Raw genomic sequence first — 22,835 nt, 5'->3', positions numbered from 1 at the left:
CCCTGCGAAACCCGATATTAGGTATCCGGCAAGAACGTGTACGCGCAGTCAGCACCAAAAAACGTTGTCAAGTCACTCGTTGACCGCGATGTGGAACAAGTATTAGGGTGAGCTGTAACAAACGTTAGGTTTTACGGCTGTGGCCACAGGATCGTTCAGGAGCGCGCGGTGACCGACTTCGACACGGTGGACTACTTCGCCGACGAATCGCTGGTTTCGGACCCCTATCCGTACTTCGACCATCTGCGCGCCAAGTGCCCGGTGACCGAGGCGACGCCGTTCAACGTCGTCGCGATCACCGGTTACGACGAAGCGCTCGCGGTGTACAAGAACCCGGCGTTCTCCTCCTGCAACTCGGTGGCCGGACCGTTCTCCGGCCTGCCGTTCGGCCCCGGTGAGAGTGACGACGTCAGCGATCTCATCGAGCAACACCGTGGCCAGGTGCCGATGGCCGAACACATCACCTCTCAGGACGCGCCGTTGCACACCCGCACGCGCGGTTTGTTGAGCAAGCTGATCACTCCGAAACGCCTCAAGGAAAACGAGGATTTCATGTGGCGGCTCGCGGACCGGCAGCTCGACACCTTTCTGGCCCGGGGGAGTGCGGAGTTCCTGGCCGATTACGCAAAGCCGTTCTCGTTACTGGTCATCGCCGATCTGCTGGGAGTGCCCGAGCAGGACCATGAGGAGTTCAAGGCGGTCTTTGCGCTGGAGACCGTCGGCGAACTCGGCAAGGAAGCCCCGACCACACACAATCCACTGCAATGGCTCAATGAGAAGTTCTTCGGCTACATCGAGGATCGCCGACGACTACCTCGCGACGATGTCCTGACCGAACTCGCGCAGGCCAAGCACGAGGACGGTTCGACACCTGACATCGAGGATGTGATGAACCTGTCGACGTTCCTGTTCGCCGCCGGCACCGAAACCACGACGAAGCTGGTGAGTTCGGCGGTGCGGTTCATCGGGGACAACCCCGGCTTCGAGAAGCTGCTGCGTGACGACCGGAGCAAGATTCCCGCCTTTCTGGAGGAAACCCTACGGCTGGAAAGCCCGGTCAAATCCCACTTTCGGATGGCGAGCAGGTCCACGACGATCGGCGAGGTCAAGATCTCGGCGGGAACGACGGTGATGGTGTTACCGGGTGCGTGCAACCGGGACCCGCGAAAATTTCAGCAACCCGATGAATTCCAGACCGATCGCCCGAACGCGCGCGAGCAGATCGCCTTCATCCGCGGCGCGCATTCCTGCCCGGGAGCCCCGCTGGCCCGAGCGGAGGGCCGCATCTCGCTCGAACGCATCCTGGACCGGATGCACGACATCACGATCTCCGAGGATCATCACGGGCCCGCCGAGGACCGACGCTATGGATACGAGCCGACCTTCATCATGCGTGGACTCAGCGAGCTACACATCACCTTTGCGCCCGCCGGCTGACGAGAGGATCACAGAACATGCCCGGAAAGCTGGACGGCAAGGTCGCTTTCATCACCGGCGCCGCACGCGGGCAGGGGCGGGCGCACGCGATAGCGATGGCTCGAGAGGGCGCCGATATCATCGCCGTCGACATCTGCCGCGACATAGCGTCCAACCCGTACCCGTTGGCCACACCCGAGGATCTCGCCGAGACGGAACGCTCGATCAAGGGGCAGGGCCGGCGGGTGCTGGCCCGGATCGCCGACGTGCGCGAACGCCACGAGCTGCGTGATGCGGTCGAGGCGGGGGTGGCCGACTTCGGCAAGATCGACATCGTCGTCGCCAACGCCGGCATCCTGCCGATGGCGATGGGCAACCCCGACCCGATGGGTTTCGTCGATGCCTCCGACGTCGATCTGGTCGGCGTGATGAACACGGTGGCAGTGGCGATTCCGCATCTTCCCGAGGGCGCATCGATCATCGTCACCGGCTCCACCGCGGGCATGATTCGCGGCACCACCACCAGCCCGGACATGGGGCCCGGGGGAGCCGGTTACGGCTGGAGCAAGCGCATCGTCATGGAATACGTCGATGAGATGTGTCTGCACCTGGCGCCGAGGATGATCCGGGTGAACGCCGTGCACCCGACGAACTGCAACACCCATCTGCTACAGAACGAGGGCATGTACGGGGTGTTCCGGCCAGATCTGAAGGCCGAGGGCAAGGTCGCCACCCGGGAAGACGCCGAACCCCTGTTCAGTCTGTTTCAGGCGATGCCGATCCCATACATCGAGCCTGAGGACATGGCCAACCTGGGCGTGTTCCTGGCCAGCGACGAGAGCCGCTACATCACCGGACAGCACATTCGGGTGGATGCCGGATCACTTCTCAAGTGGCCCAACGGGCCTGGCGGTTAGACCGATGTTTTTTCTGGCCATCAGCCCTGCGGAAGGAACGTATCGTGGGCCAATTCATCATGCTCGGAACGTTGTTCGGACTCATTCTCCTGATCTTCGGGCTCGTCTGGTACTTCGATCCCGAGGCGCGCGGGCCTCGCGCAGTGCACGGCGCAGCGCCGGAGAGTGATCGGTGAGCACCGGGCTGACGCCGGCGCTCATCATTGGCCTGTCCTTCGCCTACATCGGGGGTGTGCTGTTCCTGGCGTACGGCGTGTACCTGAGCTACCGGCGTGGCCGCCTGCATCCGCTGTTGCTGGTGTCCATTTCGGCCATCTCGTTCTCCTGGATCGAAGCGCCGTATGACTGGGCGATGTACGCGCAGTTCCCGCCCGCACTCCCACGCATGCCGTCCTGGTGGCCGATGAACTTCACCTGGGGCGGTGGACTGCCGTCGGCGGTACCCATCGGCTATGTCGCCTACTTCGTGCTGCCCGCGGTGATCGGTGCCGCACTCGGGCGCTGGGCGATCCGGCGATTCGGGTGGCGCAGGCCGCAGACGCTGCTTGTCGTCGGGTTGCTCGTCGGGTTCTGCTGGGCCGTGTTTTTCAACGCCTTCTTCGGTCCGCGGTTCGGCATCTTTTACTACGGCTTGGTCATTCCGGGTTTGGCACTTTTCGAGGGCAGCAGGTACCAATACCCGATCTATGACGCGATCGCCATGGCCGTACAGATGATGGTGTTCACCTATCTGCTCGGGCGCACCGACGGGCAAGGCCGCAATGTCGTCGAAGTGTGGGCCGACACGCGGTCGAAGTCCCGCGGGGGAGCCGCCCTGCTATCGGTGGCGGCCATGATCGTGGCCGGGCATCTCGCCTACGGCGCGGTATTCGCCCCCCACCTGGCAACGAAGCTCGCTGGCTATGTGACCTCCGGTCCGACCGAGCAATTGTTTCCCGGTGTGCCCAACCAGCCCAGGTAATTCGTGCACCGGTAGTGGAAGGAAACCCGCTGTGACCGTCCATCCGACGACAGAGCTGTACTACGACCCGTTCGACAACGACATCGACGACGACCCCTATCCGATCTGGAAGCGGATGCGCGAAGAGGCGCCGCTCTACTACAACGAGAAGTACAACTTCTACGCGCTGAGCCGCTACGACGATGTCGCACCGGCCCTGCCGGACTGGCAGACCTATCGATCGGGCCACGGCACCACCGCTGACATCCTGTTCAGCGGTATCGAAGTGCCACCCGGCATCCTGCTCTTCGAGGACCCGCCGCTGCACGACCTGCATCGCAAGCTCTTGTCGCGGGTGTTCACGCCCAGGCGGATGCTGGCCGTCGAAGACCTGGTGCGCGAATTCTGTTCGCGGGCCCTCGATCCGATCGTCGGATCCGACCGCTTCGACTTCGTCGTCGATCTGGGTGCCATCATGCCGATGCGCACCATCGGCTATCTGCTGGGCATCCCCGAAGAGGAGCAGCAGCGTATTCGGGATCGCAATGACACCGCCATCACCGTCGCCCCGAACCGGGATGGCGATATCAGCCCGACGATATTCCAGGACGCCGTGGCGATGTTCGTCGAGTACATCGAATGGCGCGCCACCCACCCGTCCGACGATCTGATGACCGACCTGCTCAACGCCGAGATCGAGGAAGCCGACGGCAACCGGCGCAAGCTCGAGCGCGGGGAGGTACTGGCCTACACCGCGATGATCGCCGGCGCGGGCAACGAAACCACCGCGAGACTGATCGGGGCGATGGGGCAGTTGCTGGGCGAGCATCCCGATCAGCGTCATGAGTTGGTCGCCGACCCGTCGCTGATCCCTGCAGCAGTCGAGGAGACCTTGCGTTTCGAACCGCCGTCACCGGTGCAGGCCCGCTACGTCGCCCGCGATGTCGAGCACTACGGACACACCGTGACCGAGGGCTCGTACATGTTGCTGATCAACGCCTCGGCCGATCGTGATCCCGCGCGGCACCCCGACCCTGATCGTTTCGACATCCACCGCAAGGCACCGCATCTCGGGTTCGGCCAGGGCATCCACTTCTGCCTAGGCTCGGCGCTCGCGCGCCTGGAGGCACGAGTGGCGTTCGAGGAGGTGCTCAAACGCTGGACCGACTGGGATGTCGACTACGACAACGCGCGACGGGCGCATACCTCGAGTGTCCGCGGGTGGGCGCAATTACCGGTGCGCACCCGCTAACCCTGCTCGACGTAATCCTTGATGCGGTTCAGCGTCGTGGTCATGTCCCTGACGTTGCGGCGGCGGCGCAGGAAGTACAGCGGCTCAAACGGTCGCACCAGCGCCGGCAGCGGCAGGAAGAAGGACTCGGTCACTTTCGTCGATGCCGCGCCGTTGGGCTCGAACCGGTAATGCCAGTTGTTGACCGCGCGGTCGCCGATGAGCACCTCGAACCCGAACTCTTTACCCGGCTGGCAGGCGGTCACGCGGCAGGTTGTCCAGTAGATCGGTCCGATCTCGTTGCGCTTGACGTGCCCGCGGAACTTCGCGCCGAGCGCCGGGCCGGTCGCTCCGTTGAGCCACTCCGCTTCGAAGACCTCCGGGGAGAACTTCCCGGTGTTACGGATATCGGACACCACATTCCACACATCGATTGCCGGGACATCGATGACGACGGTGGCGGAATCACGCATACCGCGACCGTATCAGTGCCACGAGATCATTTACCCGTGATCACCTGATAGCGGCGCAGGGCCTCGGCACGTTCCTGGCTGTGATCCACGACCGGATCCGGGTAGCCCGCCGGCCGCTGCCCCTTCTTCAGGTGCGGGTCGTCGGCATCCACGAGTTCGGGGACCCAGCGACGGATGTAATCGCCTGCGGGATCGAACTTCTGCCCCTGAGTGGTCGGGTTGAACACCCTGAAGTAGGGCGCGGCATCGGTGCCGCTGCCTGCACACCACTGCCACCCGTGCTGGTTGCTCGCCATGTCACCGTCGACCAGCTGTTCCAGGAACCAGCGGGCACCCCACTGCCAGGGCAGGTGAAGGTCTTTGACGAGAAAGGACGCGGTGATCATCCGCACCCTGTTGTGCATGAAACCGGTATCCCGCAGCTGTCGCATGCCGGCGTCGACGATCGGGAACCCGGTTTTGCCGGCCTTCCACGCCGCGAACAGCTGCTCTGCATCGGAGCCCTCGTCGACTTCGATCGCGTCGAAGTCGGCGTTCCAGTTCCACCAGACGCTGCGCGGCCAGTGGTTCAGGACGTCGGCGTAGAAGTCGCGAAATGCCAACTCCCGCAGGTACGCGGCGTCGCCGGCCCGACGGGCATCGAGGTCGGCGGCCAGGGTGCGCGGGTGGATGGTGCCGAACTTCAGCGGACCGGACATCCGGCTGGTGCGGGCGAGGTCCGGACGGTTGCGGTCCTCTTCGTAATTCTGCAGGTCGTCCTCGACGAAGTTCTTCCACTGCTCCAGTGCGGCGGCTTCCCCAGCGGTGACGTCCATATCCACGCCGGGGTCGGGAATCGGCACCGGCCGCAGTGTCTTGTGCGACAGATCCGCGGGATCGAGCCAGCGCGCCGACGTCGTGGTCGACGCAGCGGGGGCGCGCCAGCCGTGTTCCTGCCACCGGCGGAAATACGGGGTGAACACCTTGTAGGGGCTGTCGTCGTCCTTGCGGACCCGGCCCGGCGACACCAGATAGGGGGAGCCGGTCGCCACCAATGGGATGCCGTCGAGCGCCTTTTGCACCTGTTCGTCACGGCGTCGGCCGTATGGCGTGAAGTCACCGGAGATGTGCACCGCATCCGCATCGATATCTTTGGCGATCAACGGTATTCGCTTGTCAGCTTGACCACGGACCACGAGCAGCCGACCGTCCAGTTCGTTGTGCAGGTGACGCAGGCTGTCACCGAGGTACTGCATGCGGCGCGGGCCGGAGGACGCCTCCAGGCGGGGGTCGAGCACGAAACAGCCGAGTACGTCCCCGTCACCGTCGGTCGCGGCCAGCAACGAGGGGAGATCGGTCAACCGGAGGTCACGACGGAACCACAACACGGACGGCATGCCTCCAAACTAGCCCGCCCGGCTGATCAGCAAACATAGGAACGCAGCACCGCGGCCTGCCGGCGCAAACCCTCGGCGAGGTCATCCCGGTTGAGCTCCGCATAGCGCCCGGCTTCATCGAGGTACTCCGCGACGAGGGCCGAGACCACGGACTGCCCGTCCGCCACTGACAGGATCCGGCGCGCCAGCTCGCTGGAGCCCAGTCCGGCCGTGGCGCCCGCGACCCGTCCCTCGTTGTGGACTGGCGCCGGCGCAGCCGTGTCGACCGCCTCGGCGTTGTCGATCGCGGCGATCGCGGTCCGTAACGCCGAGACGGTGTCGGTGTCGCGGGCCTTGAGCGCGGCGACGAGATCGCGTCTCATCGCCGCCCGGATGTCTGGATGCGTCATCACCTGACCCACTGTGTACGACCGCTCGCAGCGCGAGCAAGGAGTTTTCAGCCGGCCAGGGAGGTGAGGATCGACGCCGTCGATGCATCGCGGACGTGACGGTAACCCGTGCCGGCCCACAGGTGCACGAGATCGGCGTCGCCTGCCGCAGCGGCTGCCTTGCGAAGCGGGCTCGTCAGGTAGTGAATCGCGGGGTAGCCCAGCGGCGCAACCGATTCGAAACGGTCGATGAAGCCGTTTCGCAGACCGCGGGCCGGCCGCCCGGTGAAAGCGCGGGTCAGGACGGTATCGGTGCGCGACGGGTCGATGAGTGCGGCCTTGTGGGTTGCCGAGGCGCCGCTTTCGTCGGCGCGCAGCAGCACCGTCCCGACGGCGGCCGCGACCGCGCCGGCATCCAGGACGGCACCGACCGCTTCCGGCGTGGCCAGACCACCCGCGGCGATCACCGGCACCTTCACCCCGTGGGTCACCTGCCGGATCAGGTCACCGATCGGAACCGGTGCCGGCAAGCGGTTCGGAGTCAGCGTGCCCGAATGCCCGCCGGCCGCGCTGGCCTGCACGGCGAGCATGTCCACGCCCGCCGCGGCGGCCAGTTCGGCTTCCGCCATCGTCGTCACGGTCTGCACAACGGCTGTCCCGGCCCGCTGCAGGGCGGTGATGACGTCGTGGCTCGGTAGCCCGAAGGTGAAGCTCACCACGGGTACCGGGTTCGCCGACAACAGGTCGATCTTGGCGCCGAAAGCGTCATCGTCATCGATGGGGTCGGCGGGCAAGGTGAGCGCGAAGCGGTCTGCGTCGGGGCGCAGGGCATCTGCGTAGCGGCGATAGTCCTGCCCGGTGATCGGCACCGGGTTGGGGGCAAAAATATTGACGCCGAACGGGATTGACGCGGCTCGTACGGCGGCGATCTCGGACTCCAGGGCCTGGGGAGTCTTGTAGCCGGCGGCCAGGAACCCCAGCGCGCCGGCGTGGGAAGCGGCGATGACCATGGCCGGCGTGGTGGCACCGCCGGCCATCGGGGCGGCGATCAGCGGAATGCTCATACCGAGATCTGCCAGCGGGGAGTTCTTCGGTGTGGTCATGGCTGCTCCTCGTGATCGGGCTTCCGTCGTCACTCGTTGCAACGATTCTGAACGCACGCCCATCCACCGGGATAGGACGGGTTCCCTATCTCACGGGAGGCGCAGGCTCTCAGAGCGCGGCGCCCATGGGCGCATCCCGCGGATCACGCCGACGCCAACCGCAACGAGCGCTACACGGGCGCAGGCGACCGCACCAACTTGCTGACAGTGAAGGCCGCCGCCTGGTCGACCATCCCGTTGACGCCGTACTGCTGATGAGGACCGCTCGATCCCGACGGCAATGCGCCCGAGCAGACGGTGTCGCCGGGAGCGCACAACTCCAGGGACTTGGCGGCGTAGGCGGGTCCGACGTCGATCGCCGGGGTACCGTACTTCTCCGCGGACCAACCCGCGGGTGTCCCGAAGAGGACCACCGCGGCGACATTGTCGACGGCGTCGGCGGGCAACGGCGGGGGAGCAGTCCCCGGCGCGAGACCTGCGGGCACCACGCCGGAGGTGGCCAGAGCTGTCACGACGGCCCCCTGCGAGTACCCGCCGAGGACCATCTGGGTGCTCGGGCACACCGAGGTCACGCCCTGCACATGGATGGACTCGTCGCGCACACCCTCGACGACGTTCATCTGGAATGCCGGGCCGCCGGTGAAGTTGTTGCTCGCCGGATAATTGACACCGTGTACACCGACCGTGCGCGGAAAGGCTTGCGCACGTAAAGCTTCGACGAACCGCTGACCGACGCCCCCTACGCCGGGCGGCTCAGAGGTGCCTCTGGCGAACACCACGCCGATGTCCGGGCACGGCTGCGAAACCGCAGTCGGCACCATGACGGGCAGCGCCGCGGCCGCCAGGACAGTCGCCGCAACCAGGCGACCGACGATTCGCACTCCAATGACCAATTCAATCCTCCCCAAACAGCCCTGCGCAGACTGTGCCAGACCCCCGTGGCAGGCGGCGGCGTTATTGGCCACCTGCCGTAAAAGTGGCTCTCGTGCGAGTCGCCGCTCATGTCATCGCGGTAGTGCGCGGTGCCGTTACGGCGGGGGCCGATCAGTCGGTCAGCGAAATTTCTGTCACGGCTATCAGCTCGCTGTCGTCGGCCGGTTGTTCGAAAATCACTCGCGCGGTGCGGCCTGCCGTCTCCAGCGTGGCGATCGTGTTTCCGAACAGCGGACCGCTCAGGTTGCGCCACGACATCGGCAGGTCGGGTGCGCCATGGCGCCGCGCCCACCGTCGGGCAACCCCCGCCGCCCGCGGTGACCAGCCCAACTTGAACACCGGTTTGATGAAGAACGGAACGTAGTTGTGGACGGGGGAGCAGACAAGCTGGTGGACGCGGGCGGCGGAGTCGCCCGGGAAGTGGGCTCGCGCTGCGTAGCTGTGGTGCACATCGCCGGAGAGCACGCTGACCGTCGCCGGCCCACGGTCCGAACTGCCGGCTGCTTCGATGATGAGTTGACTCAACCGCAGAAATGACGTCAAGAAGGCCGGCCAGTGCTCGAAATCGACTGTCTGTCGGATCTTCTCGGCCACCGCGCCGCGCAAGCCCGATCGGTTGGCCGCGAACTCGTTGACGGTTTGCATGTCACCGATCGCCGGCGGCAGCAGCCACGGCAGAGAGGACGCCAGAATCAGATGGTCGAGATCTTCCAGGCCTACGTTGACATGCTTCTCGACCCAGCTGAATTCGCCGTCGCCCAACATCTTGCGATTGCCGTCTTCCAGAATCCGGGAATTCCGCGAGTCGATCATGATGAGCCTGCTGCGCCCGAGGTCCCAACGAAAACTGAACCGTAGGCCTTTCGCGCCGTCGACTTCCCGGTCCGCGCGGTCGGCGAGTTCTGACAACAGCGGCCAGCAGTCACCGGAGGTGGCCAGCATCTGCTGATAATCCTCATCCTGCTCCAGTTGCTGCGGGCTCAGGTTGCCGATGTGCTGGTAGACCCAGTACGAGGCCAGACCGGAGCGAATCCGGTCCCGCCACCACGGCTTCTTGTTGACCGCTGCCCGCCACGCCGCCGACGTGTTCCAATCGTCACGGATGTCGTGGTCGTCGAAGATCATTGCGGTGGGCAGCGTCGACATCACCCAGCGGATCTCGGGGTCGCCCCAGGTGTGCCGATAGAGGCCGACGTATTCGCCGAAGCTGACCACCTCGTCCGGTGGCCGCTTCTTGTTGGTGCGTCGGCCGGTGATCTGCTGCCGCGCCTCCGGAGTCAGCTCATCGGCGTAGACCTGATCGCCGAGCAGGATCAACACGTCCGGCCACTGCTCGTGCGGCTGCGAGGTCAGCCGTGCGGCGTAGCAGTCCAGCGCATCCAGACCGAGCTTGCTGTCGATCTTGGCGTCGCCGGTCTTGGGATAGCGACACGAACCGAAGATCAGTCGCAACCGGTCTGACGCCGCCGGACCACGGGTGCGGATGACACTCGGCGGGAACTCGGAATCGGGTTCTGGCCAGACCTGCGTGCCGTCGATGTGCACCTGGTATTCGGTGGTCGAATCCGGGGCCAACCCCTGCACCGAGACGAGCGCGTAATGCTGGTCCTGCACCTGAAAGGTGCGCGCCGAGCATCCCAGCACTTCCACCTCGGCGGGTTCGTCGGTCTGCACCCAGACCATCGCGGTGGTTTCGCCGACGTGGCGCAGCACAGGACCGAGCAGAAGACTCACCGAGCCAGCCTATGTGTTCGGTGCGGTGGCCTCGCGGAGGCTTGGTCCGTCCCGAGGGATCATCCACGAGCACCGCGCGACAGCTGTCATTATCCTTGTGGATACTGGCATTCACGCCACTGGAAAGTGCGGATTCTGTGCGCGACACTGGGAAGGAGCCGCCCCACATCGCCGCGGCGCGCACCCAGAACCACGATGAGGATCACCGATATGACCGAACAGATGAAGGCCGTTGTGCTCACCCATTTCGGAGGGCCCGATGCTTTCGAACTGCGCGAGGTATCTGTGCCGCACGTCGGGCCCCGTCAGGTTCGGGTGCGCGTCCATGCCACCGCCATCAACCCGCTCGACTTTCAGATCCGCCGCGGAGACTACGTGGATCTGGTGCCGCTCCCGGCGATCATCGGGCATGACATCTCCGGCGTGATCGAGGAAGTCGGATCGCACGTGACCGAGTTTTGCGTCGGCGATGCCGTGTACTACACGCCCCAGATCTTCGGTGGCCCCGGCTCCTACGCCGAGCAGCACGTCGCCGATGTCGAACTCGTCGGCCGGAAGCCGGAGAACGTCAGTCACCTGGAGGCGGCGAGCCTGACCCTGGTCGGCGGCACGGTCTGGGAGGCCCTGGTGACGCGAGCTCAACTCACCGTCGGCGAGACGATCCTCATCCATGGCGGCACGGGTGGTGTCGGCACCATCGCGATCCAGGTCGCGGCGGCGATCGGCGCACGAGTGATCACCACCGCGAAAGCCGGTGACCATGAGTTCGTGCGTTCGCTCGGAGCGGATGCGGCCATCGACTACACGTCGACGGACTACGTCGACGCCGTGTCCGAGCTGACCTCGGGCGTGGGTGTCGACGTCGTCTTCGACACCATCGGTGGCGACGCGCTCACCCGAAGCCCGCTGGCGCTCGCCGACTCCGGACGCGTCGTCAGCATCGTCGACATCGCGCAGCCGCAGAACCTCATCGAGGCGTGGGGCAAGAACGCCGCCTACCACTTCGTCTTCACCCGACAGAACCGCGGAAAGCTGAACGCGCTCACCACGCTGGTCGAGCGCGGCCTCGTGAAGCCGGTCATCGGCGCGACTCTTCCGCTCGCCCGGACCGGTGAGGCTCATGAGCTCCTGGAGAACAGGCGGTCGTTTGCGCTGCGCGGCAAGGTCGCGATCGATGTGGCGGGAGACACTGTCGCGTTGCCTCCCCGCATCTCGTAGGTATCAGCTCCGCCCGGCGAAGGTGTCCCGGTACTCCGAGGGGGACACATCCAGGAGTCGGCGGAAGTGCAGTCGGAGGTTCGATCCGGTTCCCAGGCCCACCTGCTCCGCGATGCGGTCGACCGACAGCTTCGTGCTTTCCAGCAGTTCGCGGGCGGTGTCGACCCGTGCCCGGAGAATCCACTGCAGTGGGGTGCTGCCGGTCTCTTCGGCGAAGCGGCGCAGGAACGTGCGCGGCGACATCTGCGCGTGTGCGGCCAGGCCGGCGATCGTGAGTGGCTGGTCCAGCCGCGCCATGGCCCATTCGCGCGTCTCGGCGAGGGTTTCACCATGGGCCGCCGAGTTGGTCTTCGGCAAGTACTGGGCCTGACCGCCGGTGCGGTACGGCGCAGTGACGAGGCCTCGTGCGATCTCGTTCGCCGCGCTCACGCCGAGGTCGCACCGAACGATGTGCAGGCACAGGTCCAGACCGGCGGCGGCGCCGGCCGAGGTGAGGATGGATCCCTGGTCGACGAAGAGCACGTTCGGCTCGACCGCAATCTGCGGATATCGCGCCGCGAACTTCTCCGCCGCGTCCCAGTGCGTCGTCGCTCGCAGGCCGTCGAGCAGGCCGGCCTCCGCAAGCGCGAAGGCGCCGTAGCAGATCGATGCGATACGGGCCCCGCGGGATGCGGCGCTGCGGAGCGCGTCGCGCACCTGAACCGGTATCGGCCGACCCGCCGGTGCGTACCCCGGGACGATGATCGTGTCTGCGTCGGCCAGCGCGTCCAGGCCCCGCGGGACCGCGTAGCCGAAGCCCCCGTGGGACGGCACCGTTCCGGCGGTGACCCCGCAGACCGACACCTCGTATCCGAACCCCGTCTCGGGATGGAACACCTCCGCCGGGATCCCGACGTCGAGGGGGAGCGCCCCCTCGAGCACGAGGACCACCACCTGATGCGGTCGCTCCATGAACCGACTCCGATCCCGTCGGCGCGTGCCGATGCGTCATTATCCTCGCATGTGTGTGCAATATCGCCATCCAGGCGCACTCCATCGTTTCGTCACTGTGACGTTATTAGGGTCAGGTCGGCGAGGAGTGTGGGCGATGGGCGGCATCGAATCCAGGGGGCGCCGCGCCGGCGAGGCAACGGTGCGTCGATCCAGGCGGAAGCAACGCGGCGAGGGCGGGACAGCGACGCGTCAGGCGACCGCGGCGCGGACGCGGCTTCGAACAGGGCGCAGCCGGAAACGCTGTCCGGGGACTGTCGACGTCCAGTTCGGAAAACAGACGGCAAGACGGCAGCATGTGCAGCTTCAGCCCATCCACCCAGTTCAGATTTGTGCCGATAATCTACATTATGTCAAGTTGAGTGTGCCGTGTTCACCAGGTGAACCATGCATTGTTTCGAGTGACTTCAAAGTGACCCCCTCGTCTGACGCGTGGGGACGTCGCGTCAGACGAGTTCGATCACGTCGGCGATGGATTCGAACACCCGGCTGGGCCGGAACGGATAGCGCTCGATCTCCTCGCGCGTCGTCGAGCCGGTGAGCACCAGGATCGTCTCCAGCCCGGCCTCGATGCCCGCAACCACGTCGGTGTCCATCCGATCGCCGATCATTACGGTGCCTTCCGAATGGGCATCGATGCGGTTCATCGCGCTGCGGAACATCATCGGATTCGGCTTGCCGACGAAGTAGGGCTCCCTGCCGGTCGCCTTGGTGATCAGCGCGGCGACCGAGCCCGTGGCAGGCAGCGGACCCTCCGCCGACGGACCGCTCACGTCGGGGTTGGTGGCGATGAAACGCGCCCCGCCGAGAATCAGGCGGATCGCCTTGGTGATGGCCTCGAACGAGTACGTGCGCGTCTCTCCCAGCACGACGAAGTCCGGACCGACGTCGGTCAACGTGTAGCCCACGTGATGCAGCGCCGTGGTGAGGCCGGCCTCGCCGATCACGTAGGCCGAGCCGCCCGGCAGCTGGTCGTGCAGGAAGGCCGCCGTCGCAAGGGCCGAGGTCCAGATCGACTCCTCGGGCACAATCAGGCCCGACCGCGCCAACCGGGCCGCCAGGTCACGTGGCGTGAAGATCGAGTTGTTGGTGAGTACCAGGAAGGGCCGCTGCCGGTCGCTGAGCGCCTGGAGGAACTCCGCGGCCCCTGGCAGGGCGTGCTCCTCCCGGACCAAGACGCCATCCATGTCGGTCAGCCAGCACTGCGGTGTGGTACTCATGCGTCCAGTCTCGCAGGTACTGCCGCCGCGTCTGACGTGGTCCAAGAAGTCACAAGATCCTCATCAGCGCTGTTTTCGCACAGCAGCGGCAACGCCAGTGGCGCCTACCCGCCGACAACCCCGGTGTGGCCCTGCAGCAAACAGAGCACGCGCATCCGGATCGTCTCGGACATCGCTCGCATTGACCCCGTCGCCACTATGAAGATCAGGTCCTCCAGCCTTCCCCGGCGCACTTGCGTCGCCGCTCGATCCAGAAGGGATGCCTTGGAGGAAGCATTGTGAATCCCCGCACCGCGGTCGCCCTTGCTTGTCAGTCGAGATCGAACGCGTGCTGGATCGCCGTTGTCAGCGATTCCTCTTGATCAGGAAGAAAGAACCCAATTTGACGGCCCAGAGCCGCAACCGGGATCGTGACAATGTTGTCGACGCTGACGACGGAATCTCTCTCGAGCCCGTTACGTACACCTACTGGAACTTCGGTCGACAGGCCGCGAACTGTTCCGGTGATCGGTGCCACGGTGACCCTGGTTAGGTGGGGCCGCACGAGCTCCCGAGTCAGGATCAGAACCGGCCGAGCCTTATCTAGCTGGGCAACGTGAATTGGCCTCAATCGATATCCAATTCGAAGGTGGAGGTGTGAGCAGCGAGCTCGTCGAAGTCATCGTCCGCGGTGGTGCGCTCGGCGAGAATCGCCGCGTCGCGGGCAGCGATCAGCCGGCGACGCTCGCGTTCGAGCGCTTTGAGTACAAATGACGCGCGGCTCTCGACGTGCCGCTGGTCCACTTCCCTGTCGATGAAATCGACGACGTCGTCCGGAAGCCGAACGGCGATCTGCTTGCTCATAGCGAGATGGTACCGATGTGGGATGCGAAACGCTACCGCTGATTGCCGAGGCGGTAGGAGACGGACGCAGCTCCGGCATCGAGCCGGTAATGCACTCCCCCTGCCGCTTCCTGCGGGGCGGACACGGAGCGATTATGGACGCATCGAATATGCAGGGTTACCTGCAAAGCACTGCATATTGCATCTGGCGAGACTTGGAATTGATGATGCAACAGATGATTCATCTGTTCGCGGGCCTGAAAACACCCCGACCCTGACGACGACATCCTCCAAGGCGCGCTAAAAGCAATCCCCCATTCGGTTTTGGCTGCGCCGGCCCGGTGGAGTTCCTCGGTTGAAATCGCCTCAGGCGCAGTACCACTGGGCATGCTCGATCAACTGGCAGCGGCGCTGAGCTCGTCGATCTGTTCCGGTGTCAACTGCACTTCAGCGGCAGCCATATTCTCTTCCAGATGCGTGCGGCGCGATGTGCCAGGGATGGGGAGCATCGCCGGTGACAGATGCAACAACCACGCGATCGCCACCTGGCCCTCAGTGCACTGGTGCACCCGGGCGATGTCGGCGAGCGCTTGATGGGCGGCGGCGAGCCCGCCCTGTGCCACGGGCGCCCATGGAATGAACGCGAGCCCATCGCGTTCGCACACCTCCAGAACGTCGTTGGCGCTCCGGTCGATGACGTTGAACCGACTTTGGACACTGACGATATTGGCGATCTGCCGCGCCTCGTCGAGCTGCGCCACAGTGCATTGCGGCATTCCGATCTCGCGGATCTTGCCCTCATCCTGGAGCGCCTTGAGCTCACCAATCTGGTCGGCCAGCGGCACTTTGGGATCCACCCCATCCTTTTGCCCGCTCCAGAGTCGAAGGAAGCCAGGCGACGAATATCGTCCTTCGTGGGCACAGCCTTTACCAATTGACGAGGCGGCCGCGCGACAACCGCCCCGGCCGGGTGTAGGCCCGCCAGATCGCCATGAGGCAACTCCCCCCTCCGCGGGTACCGGTCCGAACTCGCCGACGCAGCGATGCGCTCGCGCCGTAGGCTCACGGCGTGCACACCGTGACCCTGTCCAGCGCCGCGTCAACGGCGGCGTTGACGTTGGGACTGTCGGCCTATGCAGCGTTGATCCTCGCCGGCATCGCGGTGGGTATCTACGACGCGCGCCGACATCGCCGGGGACGGGCGATCGCGGCCGCGGTGATGGTCGGCGCACTCACCCTGGGCGGGCTGGTTATCGCGATCATGAGCAGCGTCGCGTGAACCGTCACCACGCGCCGGGCCCGACGCGCGCGGCGTCCGCTGTCTTGCTCAGCGGAAATACGGTTCGACCGTGCCGCTGAGCTTGACGACCATAGGATTTCCGCGGCGATCCTTCGCCGTAGGGACCTCGACACGCACCCAGCCTTCGGCCACGTTGTATTCGTGAACGTTGGTTTTCTCGACGCCGTTGAAGCGAATACCCACTTCGCGGCGAAGCACCTCTTCGCTATAGAAGGGGCTGCGCGGGTCGATCGAGAGGTGATTCGGTGGAACGTCTGCGTTCTGGTCCTCGGACATGATGGCCTTCGTCGAATGGTGCGGCAGGTGCTCGGGATTGTTCTCGAAGAATCTACGCGACCCTGCAGCACGCGTTGCGTGTACTACCTAGGGAACGAAGGCGTCCGGCCGCGGCGGCGGGGTCCGAGGCCGAGTCGACCGTTGCCAACAATCAGAGCCTGCTCCCACCGCTGCCGGTGGGCACCGACAGCGTTTGGAAATTCAGATCGTCGGGCAAGATACGCGTATGCGAAATCATCTTTTGCGCCGTTCGGCCATCGCCATCCTTGCGGCCGCTCCCATTGCTGCGGGGTCGCTGTTCGGCGCCGGAATCGGTTCGGCTGAGCCCCCGAACTGCGTCAACGGACAATTCTGGGATCCGATCACCAACACCTGCCAGACCCCACGTCCGGCGGAGAACTGTGCGCCCGGTCAGTACTGGAACGCCCTGTCCAATGTCTGCCGACCTCTGGGACAACTCTAGACCGTTTCACTGCCCGGGGCGGCGAGGAATACGCCGGCATCAACTCTGGCGGATTGCCGGTAGAGGTCGCTGTTTCCATTCCGCCGCAGTCGTTTTCGTCGACAGGGAGAGGCCTGGACTGGCTCGTCACTATCGGCCGCGCGGATCCCGACCGTTCCAGGCGACGAGGCGGTCGATGGCGGGAGCGTCGTCGGGGATCGGGACGGCCTCGGCGAACGGGATGCCGACCTCGTCGAGTCCCCTCGCGGCCGAGATCTCCGCATAGAGCGCTCGGCGGTTCTCGGCCGGGAGCATCTGGCGGGCCGCTTCGAGCGCCGCGGTGACGACCGTGACGTCCCAGTCGGGCTGCTGACCGGTCGCTGTCGCAAGGTCCCACGTGTGGACGGTCAGCTCGGAGAAGTATGACGCCAGTACCTGCGCGCCGCTTCCTTGGATCCACGGCAGCGCCATGGGTCGTTCGAGCACGGTGTCGTCGCTCCAGGCATCCGCGGCGCGCCTCCCCGACTCCCGCCACGCGTCGGGCCAGCGGTCGTCGGCGATTGCGGTATCGGTGACTGCGAAGGGATCTTCGCCGTTTCCGAGCGCGGCAACTCGGTTCAGCACGCCGATGAGGTGGGCGAGCAGTGCTCGCACGTCCATGCCTGGGCACGGTGTCGGGTTCCTGAGCTGCCCTGACCGGACGCCGGCAACGACGACCCCGACGGTATCGATGGCGCGGTCGAGCATTGGCCTGGGATCGTGGGGGCGGTCTGTGGTGACACTGGTCTGTGTGGTCATGACGGCATTGTGCCGACTCAAACCGGTCATCTGATGGCCTGTTTGATGTGGGAGTGTGGTTGGGTGCGCGCCGACCGGCTGATAGCCATCCTCCTGCTGCTTCAGCAGCGCGAGCAGGTCACCGCGCAGGAGGTCGCCCTGGAGCTGGAGGTGTCCGAGCGCACCGCCCGCCGTGACCTCGAAGCGTTGAGCGTCGCCGGGGTGCCGGTGTACTCCATGCAAGGCCGAGGGGGTGGGTGGCGTCTGTTGGGCGGCGCTCGCACCGACCTTTCCGGCCTGACCGCGGGCGAGGCTCGCGCCCTCTTTCTGGTTGCCGGGGCCGCTTCGACGGCAACCCCGGGCGCGAAGGCCGCTCTGCGCAAGCTCGTACGCGCGCTTCCTGAGCCCTTCCGGGAGCAGGCCGCGAGAGCGGCGACATCAGTCGTCGTGGACCCACGACACTGGGGATCCAGCCGGCTCGAGCGCCGACCACCCCGGTTTCTCGACGAACTTCAGGAGGCGGTGATCCTCGGCGTCCAGGTGCGGCTCGGCTACGTCGACCGCAAGGGCTCCGAGACCGAGCGGAATGTCCACCCCTTGGGCATCGTCGCCAAGAGCTCGACGTGGTACCTGGTCGCCCATACAGCGGACGGCCAACGGACCTTTCGGATAGACCGTGTCTCGTCGGTCGAGTTGACCGACGTTCCCGTCCAACGGCCCGAGGGATTCGACCTTGCCGAGAGCTGGCGCGAGATCGCCGACGAGGTCGACCGAAGGCGCACTCCCCTTGAGGTTCAGGCCCTGTGCGCTCCCGACGGGCTCGGCCTGCTTCGAACGGTGCTCGGGGGTCGCCTCGACGTTGGAGGTTCCACGCCCGACGGCCGGATCGCGATCGTGGTCCGCGGCCGTAGCGAGTACTCACTCGCTGTCGAACTTGCCGGGTTCATCGAATGGCTCGACGTCACCAGCCCGCAGGGCGTGCGGGACCACCTCGCCTCGATCGGCGGTGCGCTTGTCGCGCGGTACAGCTGAGTCGGGCGCCGTCTTTGCCGGCAGGTTTGGCCAAAGACCATGACCTGTCACGTAATCGCCGGGCGACCCTGCGAGGGGCACACTCAAATCTGTGGATACCCGAGAGACGGTCAACGAACTGCTACGGCGCATCGCAGTCGGTGACCACACGAAAATCGCTGAGCTCTATGCCGAGCAGATCTCGTGGAAACTGGCCTGGCCGTCCGGCGACTACACAGACACAGTGCCCTGGATTCAACAACGGTCCACACGAGCTGGCGTCGAGCAGCACTACCGACTCATCGCCGAACACCACATCGCGCAATTGAGTTCCGCCAAGGTGAGTTTGGTGCTGGTCGACGACGCAGACGCCGTCGTGCTCGGCGAGCTCCAGAACACAGCGGCACCGACTGGCCGCAGCTATCAGGCTGCATTCGCGTTGCACCTGACGGTGGTAGATGGCCTGATCACCGGCCACCACATCTACGAGGACAGTCTTTCGGTGTTCCGAGCGTTCACCGGGTGACACCGGTGAACGACTCCAGGTGGACGCATTGTCACTGCAGTCCAACGCGTCTCGCCTGTCGATCTGCTTGTGGTTTGGTGGCGTCAACCCAGCCGCCGAGTGCGCCACCGTGACAGATCCTCCTCGAGCACCGCAGGATCGCGTTCGGCGAACACCTCTTCGGTGATCTCCAGGTGCCGGATGCGGTCGAGGTGAAATCCCCGGATGGCGTCGCGCAGCCGACACCATCCCGCGAACACCCACGCATCACCTCCACGCAGCAGACCCATCGCCTCCACGTCACGGGTGGTGCGCGTTGCGCCGTCCTCAGCGGTGTAGTCCAACCGCACGACTCGGCGCGCAGCGATAGCCTCGGGAACCAGCGAGATCGCCGCCTCAGACGGCGGCTGAGACTCGATGACGAACATCGACGCCAAGGCCTCGTCGACGGTCGCAAGCTGTTCTTCGCGGCTGATCGCAAGGATCTTCGCCCTCGCACGGCGCGCCACCGCACCGTAGGGCGAGGACTCCAGCAAGCCCAGCCCCGCAAGCACGGCCAGCGACTCCGGCACCGTGAGATTCAATGGCGGCAGGGAATGTTCGCGCAGGATCGAATACCCACCGGACATTCCGTGGTCGGCATAGATCGGGACACCCGCACGCTGAAGCGACTGGATGTCACGCTCGATCGTGCGTTTGGACACTGCGAACTCCTCCGAGAGCCGAGCGGCCGACATCGGCCGGCGAGATCCCCGCAACAGATCCACCAGCGCGTACAACCGCTCGGCTCTCCTCATGATTTCGAGTCTCCTCGATCTCAGGTGAGGTGCGCGCGCGTCCCGGTCGTCGACCACACCTCGCGGATCAACCCATCGTCGGTGAAGTCGAAGACATCGATGCCGCCCGCAGCAAGTTCCCCGTCCTGCACATTCCACAGCATCCGCCCGTGCGCGCCGTCCACAGCCCGTGCGATCTCGGTGAACACCACATCGGGATGTTGCTCGCGATACCGATCGAGGAACCCGGCGAAGCTCTGCGCGCCCAGCACGGCATCCCCCGGGTTCGACCCATCGGTCTCGGAGACCAGAAAATGAATCCGGAAATCAGCACTGCAGATCCGGCGCGCGATCTGACTGTCGGTGTTCCACATCTCCAACCACACCGCGAGCGCCGCATCTGCAGCAGCCCGGTTTGTATTAACCATGTTCGGGTTCTCATTCATGGCGACAGCATCAGACATGGTTGCGACAACGGTATGTCGGTGTTTGGGTACCGAGTCGACAGGCAGGTTGTGAGCTTGTCGATGATGCGTCCAATTTCGCGACAACGACGTGCCGCAAAGCCTTAGTCTCCCCCGATGCCGGAAATGAGCCCCGCTGCCGAGTTCGATTTCGTCATCGTGGGAGCGGGCAGTGCGGGCTGCCTGCTCGCCAACCGGCTCAGCGCCAACCCCGATCACCGGGTGCTCCTGGTCGAGGCCGGCGGCAAGGACAACTGGTTCTGGATCAAGATCCCGGTGGGCTACCTGTACACCATCGCCAACCCCCGCACCGACTGGTGCTTCACCACCGAGGCAGACCCCGGTCTGGCCGATCGCAGCATCCACTACGCGCGCGGCCGTGTGATCGGCGGCAGCTCGTCGATCAATGCCATGATCCACATGCGTGGACAAGCCAGCGATTACGAGCTGTGGGCGCAGGCCACCGGTGACGATCGCTGGCGGTGGGGTGGACAGGGCGGGGCCGGCGAGACGCTGTCGATCTACAAGGAGTTGGAAGACTACTTCGGTGGCGCCGACGAATGGCACGGCGCCGGCGGCGAGATTGCCGTCGAGCGGCCGCGGGTGCGCTGGAAAATCTTGGACGCCTGGCAGGCCGCCGCGGCCCAGGAAGGCATCGCCCCGATCGCCGAGTTCAACCGCGGTAACAACGCCGGCAGCGCGTACTTTCACGTCAACCAACGTCGGGGCCGTCGCTGGTCGATGGCCGATGCTTTTCTGCATCCCGTCGCCCACCGACCCAATCTCACCGTGTACACCCACACCCAGGCGTTGCAGCTGCTGATGGACGACCAGGTCCACGACGGCCAGCGTCGCGGTGCCTGGACCACAGCTGCGCACCGCGCCTCTGGTGTGCGGCTGCTCAAGAACGGGCGCATCATCGAGGTCCGGGCCCGGCGAGAGGTGATCCTGAGCGCCGGAGCGATCGGGTCGCCACAGCTCATGCAGGCGTCAGGTCTGGGACCGGCCGGGCTGCTTGCTCAGCATCACGTGTCGGTGGCCGTCGATCTGCCAGGGGTAGGTGAGAACCTCCAGGACCACCTGCAGCTGCGCACGGTTTACCGGGTGCGGGGTGCCCGGACCGTCAACTCCCTGTACCGCAATTGGTTTACCCGCGCAGGCATGGGACTTCAGTACCTGATGTTGCGATCCGGACCCATGACCATGCCGCCTTCCACGCTGGGCGCTTTCGCCAAGAGCGACCCCACGCTGACCAGTCCCGATCTGGAGTGGCATGTACAGCCCTTGTCGTTGGCAAAGTTCGGCGAACCGCTACACCGTTTCGGAGCGATCACGCCCTCGGTGTGCAATCTGCGACCCAGCTCGCGCGGCCACGTACGCATCGCCGACGCAGATCCGCTGACTTACCCGAAGATCTCCTGCAACTACCTGTCCACCGACGCCGATCGCGAAACCGCCGTGCGGGGCTTGAGGATGACCCGGCAGATCATGGCGGCGCCGTCCCTGGCCCGATACCACCCGGAAGAACTGCTGCCCGGCCCGCAACTGGTGAGCGATGAAGACCTCCTGCGGGCGGCCGGCGAGCTCGGAACGACCATCTTTCATCCCGTCGGCACCTGCACCATGGGAGCCTTTGACACACGAGGACTGCCACGGTCGGCCGCCACGGTGCTCGACACCGACTGCCGCGTGTACCGCGTGGCGGGTCTCCGAGTGGTCGATGCGTCGGCGATGCCGACCATCACATCCGGGAACACCAACGCGCCGGTCATGTTGATTGCCGAACGCGCGGCCCGGGCGATCCTGGCATGAGCCCGTCGACTTTCGCCGAAGGCCGTGTCCATCAGAGACCGGACGGTACGACCTTGCCGTTGACCGTTACCGCGACCTGGTCCATCTCCGCGTCGTACTCGACCTTGCCGTGTTCGAAGGTCGTCACGAGTAGATCGCCGACGGTATCCTCGTCACTGGTGGGCGCGCCCAGGGGACCCACTGAGCCGTTCTCGCCGGTGACCACCGGTACGCCCGCTGGGTCCCGCGGGACATTCCAGGCCTCCCGGATCTTGCCCCAGGTGATGTAACCAGGCGTGCCGGCGTCGCCATTCTTGGCCGTGATCACGCCGCCCTGGAACTGCTGGAACAACACACCGCTCTCGCGTGCCCCCGCATTGCGGTCACCCGTCAGCGGCTTGCCGAGAGCCTGCCGCTGGTATTCGGATGCCGACGCATATTTGGCCGCAATCGGACCGGTCAGCGTCACCTCGACGTCTCTCTCCCCGATGAGCTTCACTTCGGCGGGCGGGGCCTCCGTCTCGGAGGTGGCGATCAACCCGACCTGCGGCGGCACCGACGTGTCGACGGTCTCACCATTGCTGCAGCCCACGGTGATCAGTGCGACGACAGCCATGCCGACGACTGCTGTGTAGCGGTATTCGGTTGTCCTCATTGGCTCACTCTCGCGTCTTGCTCTGGAGTGGGTCAAGTTTCGGTTGAACCGCTCGGCGCCCTCCGCCGGAATAAACCCCGCGCCCGGTGAACTTGGC

Annotated in this window: 27 protein-coding genes; 11 read left to right on the top strand and 16 right to left on the bottom strand. The window is 65.3% G+C overall.

Annotated features, from left to right (window positions below; translation table 11 throughout):
* The first annotated feature begins 168 nt into the window (after nucleotides 1–168).
* The 5 genes from EXE63_RS29285 to EXE63_RS29270 are packed head-to-tail and all read left to right on the top strand — an operon-like array spanning nucleotide 169 to nucleotide 4,525.
* Entirely contained in the window at nucleotides 169–1,437 is a 1,269-nt protein-coding gene (locus EXE63_RS29285; protein ID WP_168144847.1) for a cytochrome P450, read from the top strand.
* Nucleotides 1,438–1,454: 17 nt separating this feature from the next.
* Nucleotides 1,455–2,333 (top strand): mycofactocin-coupled SDR family oxidoreductase, encoded by an 879-nt coding sequence (locus tag EXE63_RS29280; RefSeq protein ID WP_168144846.1) that lies wholly within the window; start codon nucleotides 1,455–1,457, stop codon nucleotides 2,331–2,333.
* Nucleotides 2,334–2,377: 44 nt separating this feature from the next.
* Entirely contained in the window at nucleotides 2,378–2,509 is a 132-nt protein-coding gene (locus EXE63_RS33335) for a hypothetical protein (RefSeq protein ID WP_272955797.1), read from the top strand.
* Complete coding sequence (locus EXE63_RS29275) at nucleotides 2,506–3,294, top strand: spirocyclase AveC family protein (RefSeq protein WP_168144845.1); 789 nt, start codon at nucleotides 2,506–2,508, stop codon at nucleotides 3,292–3,294. The genes EXE63_RS33335 and EXE63_RS29275 overlap by 4 nt, the downstream gene beginning before the upstream one ends.
* Before the next feature lie 31 nt (nucleotides 3,295–3,325).
* Complete coding sequence (locus EXE63_RS29270; RefSeq protein WP_168144844.1) at nucleotides 3,326–4,525, top strand: cytochrome P450; 1,200 nt, start codon at nucleotides 3,326–3,328, stop codon at nucleotides 4,523–4,525.
* Here the strand turns inward: EXE63_RS29270 and EXE63_RS29265 are convergent.
* The 6 genes from EXE63_RS29265 to EXE63_RS29240 form a co-directional block, all read right to left on the bottom strand.
* Nucleotides 4,522–4,977, bottom strand: a complete 456-nt coding sequence (locus tag EXE63_RS29265) for an SRPBCC family protein (protein ID WP_168144843.1) — start codon at nucleotides 4,975–4,977, stop codon at nucleotides 4,522–4,524. The two genes, EXE63_RS29270 and EXE63_RS29265, sit on opposite strands and share 4 nt — an antisense overlap.
* Before the next feature lie 26 nt (nucleotides 4,978–5,003).
* Entirely contained in the window at nucleotides 5,004–6,353 is a 1,350-nt protein-coding gene (locus EXE63_RS29260; protein WP_168144842.1) for a cryptochrome/photolyase family protein, read from the bottom strand.
* A gap of 26 nt (nucleotides 6,354–6,379) precedes the next feature.
* Entirely contained in the window at nucleotides 6,380–6,742 is a 363-nt protein-coding gene (locus tag EXE63_RS29255; protein ID WP_234904668.1) for a GatB/YqeY domain-containing protein, read from the bottom strand.
* Nucleotides 6,743–6,789: 47 nt separating this feature from the next.
* Complete coding sequence (locus EXE63_RS29250) at nucleotides 6,790–7,824, bottom strand: nitronate monooxygenase (protein WP_168144841.1); 1,035 nt, start codon at nucleotides 7,822–7,824, stop codon at nucleotides 6,790–6,792.
* A gap of 170 nt (nucleotides 7,825–7,994) precedes the next feature.
* Nucleotides 7,995–8,699, bottom strand: coding sequence for a cutinase family protein (locus EXE63_RS29245; RefSeq protein WP_234904667.1), 705 nt, complete (start codon nucleotides 8,697–8,699; stop codon nucleotides 7,995–7,997).
* A 169-nt stretch (nucleotides 8,700–8,868) separates the two neighbouring features.
* Complete coding sequence (locus EXE63_RS29240; RefSeq protein ID WP_436277729.1) at nucleotides 8,869–10,491, bottom strand: alkaline phosphatase D family protein; 1,623 nt, start codon at nucleotides 10,489–10,491, stop codon at nucleotides 8,869–8,871.
* Nucleotides 10,492–10,701: 210 nt separating this feature from the next.
* Here EXE63_RS29240 and EXE63_RS29235 point away from each other — a divergent pair, with 210 nt between their 5' ends.
* Nucleotides 10,702–11,709, top strand: coding sequence for a zinc-dependent alcohol dehydrogenase family protein (locus EXE63_RS29235; RefSeq protein ID WP_168144840.1), 1,008 nt, complete (start codon nucleotides 10,702–10,704; stop codon nucleotides 11,707–11,709).
* Nucleotides 11,710–11,712: 3 nt separating this feature from the next.
* On the opposite strand, the gene EXE63_RS29230 is transcribed toward EXE63_RS29235, so the two are convergent.
* The 5 genes from EXE63_RS29230 to EXE63_RS33160 form a co-directional block, all read right to left on the bottom strand.
* On the bottom strand, nucleotides 11,713–12,660 hold the full coding sequence (locus EXE63_RS29230; protein WP_168144839.1) for a GlxA family transcriptional regulator: 948 nt from the start codon (nucleotides 12,658–12,660) through the stop codon (nucleotides 11,713–11,715).
* A 485-nt stretch (nucleotides 12,661–13,145) separates the two neighbouring features.
* On the bottom strand, nucleotides 13,146–13,919 hold the full coding sequence (locus EXE63_RS29225) for an HAD-IIA family hydrolase (RefSeq protein ID WP_023985811.1): 774 nt from the start codon (nucleotides 13,917–13,919) through the stop codon (nucleotides 13,146–13,148).
* A gap of 310 nt (nucleotides 13,920–14,229) precedes the next feature.
* Nucleotides 14,230–14,529 (bottom strand): type II toxin-antitoxin system PemK/MazF family toxin, encoded by a 300-nt coding sequence (locus EXE63_RS29220; protein WP_168144838.1) that lies wholly within the window; start codon nucleotides 14,527–14,529, stop codon nucleotides 14,230–14,232.
* Nucleotides 14,526–14,762 carry a YlcI/YnfO family protein gene (locus EXE63_RS29215; RefSeq protein WP_105365888.1) on the bottom strand — a complete coding sequence of 79 codons (237 nt, stop codon included), beginning with the start codon at nucleotides 14,760–14,762 and terminating at the stop codon, nucleotides 14,526–14,528. The genes EXE63_RS29220 and EXE63_RS29215 overlap by 4 nt, the downstream gene beginning before the upstream one ends.
* A 374-nt stretch (nucleotides 14,763–15,136) precedes the next feature.
* Nucleotides 15,137–15,598 (bottom strand): aldo/keto reductase, encoded by a 462-nt coding sequence (locus EXE63_RS33160; RefSeq protein ID WP_234904314.1) that lies wholly within the window; start codon nucleotides 15,596–15,598, stop codon nucleotides 15,137–15,139.
* A gap of 212 nt (nucleotides 15,599–15,810) precedes the next feature.
* Between EXE63_RS33160 and EXE63_RS29205 the strand changes: the two genes are divergently transcribed.
* The gene (locus EXE63_RS29205) at nucleotides 15,811–16,020 is read left to right on the top strand and encodes a hypothetical protein (RefSeq protein ID WP_168144837.1); all 210 of its coding nucleotides are present in this window, start codon (nucleotides 15,811–15,813) and stop codon (nucleotides 16,018–16,020) included.
* 48 nt (nucleotides 16,021–16,068) lie between these two features.
* Here EXE63_RS29205 and EXE63_RS29200 read toward each other — a convergent pair whose 3' ends face one another.
* Entirely contained in the window at nucleotides 16,069–16,317 is a 249-nt protein-coding gene (locus EXE63_RS29200; protein ID WP_168144836.1) for a DUF3297 family protein, read from the bottom strand.
* A gap of 226 nt (nucleotides 16,318–16,543) precedes the next feature.
* On the opposite strand from EXE63_RS29200, the gene EXE63_RS29195 reads away from it, so the two are divergent.
* The gene (locus tag EXE63_RS29195) at nucleotides 16,544–16,780 is read left to right on the top strand and encodes a hypothetical protein (RefSeq protein ID WP_168144835.1); all 237 of its coding nucleotides are present in this window, start codon (nucleotides 16,544–16,546) and stop codon (nucleotides 16,778–16,780) included.
* Nucleotides 16,781–16,909: 129 nt separating this feature from the next.
* On the opposite strand, the gene EXE63_RS29190 is transcribed toward EXE63_RS29195, so the two are convergent.
* Complete coding sequence (locus tag EXE63_RS29190) at nucleotides 16,910–17,557, bottom strand: TIGR03086 family metal-binding protein (protein ID WP_234904313.1); 648 nt, start codon at nucleotides 17,555–17,557, stop codon at nucleotides 16,910–16,912.
* 63 nt (nucleotides 17,558–17,620) lie between these two features.
* Here EXE63_RS29190 and EXE63_RS29185 point away from each other — a divergent pair, with 63 nt between their 5' ends.
* Nucleotides 17,621–18,568: a helix-turn-helix transcriptional regulator gene (locus EXE63_RS29185; RefSeq protein ID WP_210000100.1), complete on the top strand. Its 948-nt coding sequence runs from the start codon at nucleotides 17,621–17,623 to the stop codon at nucleotides 18,566–18,568.
* Nucleotides 18,569–18,659: 91 nt separating this feature from the next.
* Nucleotides 18,660–19,073: a nuclear transport factor 2 family protein gene (locus EXE63_RS29180; RefSeq protein ID WP_168144833.1), complete on the top strand. Its 414-nt coding sequence runs from the start codon at nucleotides 18,660–18,662 to the stop codon at nucleotides 19,071–19,073.
* Between the two features lie 83 nt (nucleotides 19,074–19,156).
* On the opposite strand, the gene EXE63_RS29175 is transcribed toward EXE63_RS29180, so the two are convergent.
* A complete protein-coding gene (locus EXE63_RS29175) occupies nucleotides 19,157–19,849 on the bottom strand; it encodes a helix-turn-helix transcriptional regulator (RefSeq protein WP_168144832.1) in 693 nt (230 codons plus the stop codon).
* Between the two features lie 20 nt (nucleotides 19,850–19,869).
* Nucleotides 19,870–20,274, bottom strand: a complete 405-nt coding sequence (locus EXE63_RS29170) for a nuclear transport factor 2 family protein (RefSeq protein ID WP_168144831.1) — start codon at nucleotides 20,272–20,274, stop codon at nucleotides 19,870–19,872.
* Between the two features lie 144 nt (nucleotides 20,275–20,418).
* Between EXE63_RS29170 and EXE63_RS29165 the strand changes: the two genes are divergently transcribed.
* Nucleotides 20,419–22,104, top strand: coding sequence for a GMC family oxidoreductase (locus tag EXE63_RS29165; protein ID WP_210000929.1), 1,686 nt, complete (start codon nucleotides 20,419–20,421; stop codon nucleotides 22,102–22,104).
* A 31-nt stretch (nucleotides 22,105–22,135) separates the two neighbouring features.
* Here EXE63_RS29165 and EXE63_RS29160 read toward each other — a convergent pair whose 3' ends face one another.
* A complete protein-coding gene (locus EXE63_RS29160) occupies nucleotides 22,136–22,738 on the bottom strand; it encodes an LGFP repeat-containing protein (RefSeq protein ID WP_168144829.1) in 603 nt (200 codons plus the stop codon).
* Between the last annotated feature and the right edge of the window lie 97 nt (nucleotides 22,739–22,835).

The sequence above is a fragment of the Mycolicibacterium frederiksbergense genome (assembly GCF_012223425.1).
GTDB lineage: Bacteria > Actinomycetota > Actinomycetes > Mycobacteriales > Mycobacteriaceae > Mycobacterium > Mycobacterium frederiksbergense.
Note: the sequence above shows the minus strand (reverse complement) of the source record. Positions and strands in the feature narration are given on the sequence as shown.

Excerpts from the sequence above, each read along its gene's own strand:
- EXE63_RS29280 (WP_168144846.1), top strand. The coding sequence starts at position 1,455 with ATGCCCGGAAAGCTGGACGGCAAGGTCGCTTTCATCACCGGCGCCGCA.
- EXE63_RS29265 (WP_168144843.1), bottom strand. The coding sequence starts at position 4,977 with ATGCGTGATTCCGCCACCGTCGTCATCGATGTCCCGGCAATCGATGTG.
- EXE63_RS29260 (WP_168144842.1), bottom strand. The coding sequence starts at position 6,353 with ATGCCGTCCGTGTTGTGGTTCCGTCGTGACCTCCGGTTGACCGATCTC.
- EXE63_RS29255 (WP_234904668.1), bottom strand. The coding sequence starts at position 6,742 with ATGACGCATCCAGACATCCGGGCGGCGATGAGACGCGATCTCGTCGCC.
- EXE63_RS29250 (WP_168144841.1), bottom strand. The coding sequence starts at position 7,824 with ATGACCACACCGAAGAACTCCCCGCTGGCAGATCTCGGTATGAGCATT.
- EXE63_RS29235 (WP_168144840.1), top strand. The coding sequence starts at position 10,702 with ATGACCGAACAGATGAAGGCCGTTGTGCTCACCCATTTCGGAGGGCCC.
- EXE63_RS29230 (WP_168144839.1), bottom strand. The coding sequence starts at position 12,660 with ATGGAGCGACCGCATCAGGTGGTGGTCCTCGTGCTCGAGGGGGCGCTC.
- EXE63_RS29225 (WP_023985811.1), bottom strand. The coding sequence starts at position 13,919 with ATGAGTACCACACCGCAGTGCTGGCTGACCGACATGGATGGCGTCTTG.
- EXE63_RS29215 (WP_105365888.1), bottom strand. The coding sequence starts at position 14,762 with ATGAGCAAGCAGATCGCCGTTCGGCTTCCGGACGACGTCGTCGATTTC.
- EXE63_RS29200 (WP_168144836.1), bottom strand. The coding sequence starts at position 16,317 with ATGTCCGAGGACCAGAACGCAGACGTTCCACCGAATCACCTCTCGATC.
- EXE63_RS29195 (WP_168144835.1), top strand. The coding sequence starts at position 16,544 with ATGCGAAATCATCTTTTGCGCCGTTCGGCCATCGCCATCCTTGCGGCC.
- EXE63_RS29190 (WP_234904313.1), bottom strand. The coding sequence starts at position 17,557 with ATGACCACACAGACCAGTGTCACCACAGACCGCCCCCACGATCCCAGG.
- EXE63_RS29175 (WP_168144832.1), bottom strand. The coding sequence starts at position 19,849 with ATGAGGAGAGCCGAGCGGTTGTACGCGCTGGTGGATCTGTTGCGGGGA.
- EXE63_RS29170 (WP_168144831.1), bottom strand. The coding sequence starts at position 20,274 with ATGAATGAGAACCCGAACATGGTTAATACAAACCGGGCTGCTGCAGAT.
- EXE63_RS29165 (WP_210000929.1), top strand. The coding sequence starts at position 20,419 with ATGAGCCCCGCTGCCGAGTTCGATTTCGTCATCGTGGGAGCGGGCAGT.
- EXE63_RS29160 (WP_168144829.1), bottom strand. The coding sequence starts at position 22,738 with ATGAGGACAACCGAATACCGCTACACAGCAGTCGTCGGCATGGCTGTC.